The 2,416-nt window shown below is 59.7% G+C and carries 1 protein-coding gene and 2 pseudogenes; all 3 read left to right on the top strand.

Translation table 11 applies throughout. From position 1 onward, the window contains the following. Window positions 1-64 precede the first annotated feature (64 nt). On the top strand, window positions 65-1,228 hold the full coding sequence (locus PH551_RS32705; protein ID WP_285196399.1) for a Gfo/Idh/MocA family protein: 1,164 nt from the start codon (window positions 65-67) through the stop codon (window positions 1,226-1,228). An 11-nt stretch (window positions 1,229-1,239) separates the two neighbouring features. Then, window positions 1,240-2,032, top strand: a pseudogene (locus PH551_RS32700) (sugar phosphate isomerase/epimerase family protein). An 89-nt stretch (window positions 2,033-2,121) separates the two neighbouring features. Further along, window positions 2,122-2,416 (top strand): annotated as a pseudogene (locus PH551_RS32695) (ABC transporter permease); the annotation flags it as partial.

Genomic DNA, 2,416 nt, shown 5'->3' with positions numbered 1-2,416 from the left:
TTGTGTCCGGTCTCTGGTTTAGCAGGTGCGGGACGCCTTTCCGCGCCATAAGGAGGCTTTTGCGGTGAAGAAGTTGAATGTTGCGCTGATCGGTACGGGCTTCATGGGGAAGGCTCACTCGATTGCGACCGCGGTTGTGCCGATCCTGTTCGGTTCTCCGGTCGAGATCGAACGCAAGGTGGTTGTCGACATCGACGAGGAATTGGCGCAGAACGCCGCCAAACAATATGGCTTTGCCGAATACGCGACCGACTGGCGCGAGGTCGTTTCGCGCCCGGACATCGACATCGTCGACATCTGCACGCCGAACAGCACGCATGCACAGATCGCGATTGCGGCAGCCAAGGCCGGCAAGCACATCATGTGCGAAAAGCCGATGTCGATGACGGTCGAAGAAGCCGAGGCGATGCTTGCGGCGGCCAACGAGACCGGTGTCGTGACGATGGTGTCCTATAACTACCGTCATACGCCGGCGCTGCAGATGGCCAAGAAGCTGATCGAGGAAGGCCGCATCGGCGACATTCTGACATTCCGCGGCTATTACCTGCAGGATTGGGGTGCCGATCCGGAAAAGCCGCTTTCCTGGCGCTTCAACAAGGCTCTGGCGGGTTCGGGCACGCTTGGCGATATCGGAACGCATGTGATCGATGCAGCGCGCCTGCTTGTCGGCGAGTTCGAAGAGGTCAACGCCATCGTCAAGACCTTCATTCCGGAACGTCCTTTGCCGGCAGGTCGCTTTTTTGGTCCGAGCGGGGCTGCATCGACGGAAAAGGGCAAGGTCGACGTCGATGATACGGCGCTGACGATGATCAAGTTCTCCGGCGGTGCGCATGGCACGATCGAAGTGACCCGCAACTCCTGGGGCCATCACAACCAGCTGGGCTTCGAAATCCATGGAACGCGCGGATCGATCGCCTTTGATTACCAGCGCCTGAACGAACTGCGCGTTGCCTTTGCCGATGATCCGGCCGACGCCTTCGGCTTCCGCACGATCTATTCCGGTCCGAACCAGCCCTTCGGCGACAAGCTCTGGCCGGTTGCCGGCATGGGGCAGGGCTACATCGATATCAAGTCGATCGAATGGTACAACTTCCTCCAGGCCATTGCCGAAAACAAGCCGGCGTCGCCCGACTTCAAGGACGGTGTTCAGATCGAACGCATTGCCGATGCCATTCTCGTCTCGGGCCAGACCGGCGCCTGGGAAAAGATCAAGCAGACGGCTGTCTGAGGAGACGTTCGATGACAATCAAGCTTGCGATGCACACTTGGCCCTATGCGAGCAACCCGACGTGGCTGCCGGCCTATACGCTTGAGGAAACCCTTCGGCGGGTCAAGAAGATCGGCTATGACGCCATCGAAATCGGCGCCGCCAGCCCGCACGTGTTCCCGCAGACATTGAGCGCGCAGCGCCGCAAAGACATTGCCCAGATGCTGAAGGACTATGGGCTGGAGCTGGCAGCGATGCTGCCGGCCCATGGCGGCGGTCCCGGCAACAATGTCGCCTCTCCCATTCCCGAAGAGCGGCTTTGGGCGATCGACCATTACAAGGACATGGTCAAGCTGACGGCCGACTGGGGCGGCAAGCGGCTGATCTGCCTGCCCGGCTGGTACATCTTCGGCACCACCTACCGGCAGGCATGGGATTGGGCAAGGGCTGCAATCACCGAGATCGCGACCTTCGCGCAGGATTACGGCGTCGAGATCGTCATCGAGCCGACGCCGGAAGACAGCAACATTGTCAACACCTGCGACAACACGAAAAGAGGTGATGAGCGACTATGCCTATGCCATGGGCAAGGACCTGGTTCACATCCACGCCTCCGACAACGAACGGCTGCCGCCGGGAATGGGCAGGGGCGATTGGCCGGCGCTGATCAAGGCTTTGGCCGAAACCGGCTTCGATGGATACCTGTCGATGGAATGCGGCTTCCACAAGCGCGGCATCGAGCCAGACTGGGTGGCGCGCGTCTGCCTCGAATACCTCAAGCCAATCGTCGACGCCGCAAATGCAAAGGCAAAAATTACAAAATAAACCTGCAGATGTAATCGTTGACATTAATAACCAGGGCGGCGGGGACGCCGCCTGGAATGAATGGGAACCACAATGATTGGGACGGAACAATGAATACGAGCGACGCCGCAGGATTGGCAGACACGCGCGCTGTCAAGCGCAAGTTCAAGAGCGAGATGTCGATGGCCTTTGTGCTTGTCGGCATCGCGCTGATCTTCGAGGTGCTTGGCTGGATTTTCGTGGGCACGTCGTTCCTCGGCAACGATCAGCGCCTGTCGATCATCATTCTCCAGGTCTCGGTGACCGGAATTCTGGCCGTCGGCGTGACGCATGTGATCATCACAGGCGGCATCGACCTGGCGTCGGGATCGGTGGTCGGCCTTTCGGCCATGGTCGCCGCATCGC

Origin of the sequence: Rhizobium atlanticum (genome assembly GCF_030182485.1) — a bacterium.
Taxonomy (GTDB): domain Bacteria; phylum Pseudomonadota; class Alphaproteobacteria; order Rhizobiales; family Rhizobiaceae; genus Rhizobium.
The sequence above is the reverse complement of the archived record's forward strand: the minus strand, read 5'-3'. Positions and strand labels throughout refer to the sequence as shown.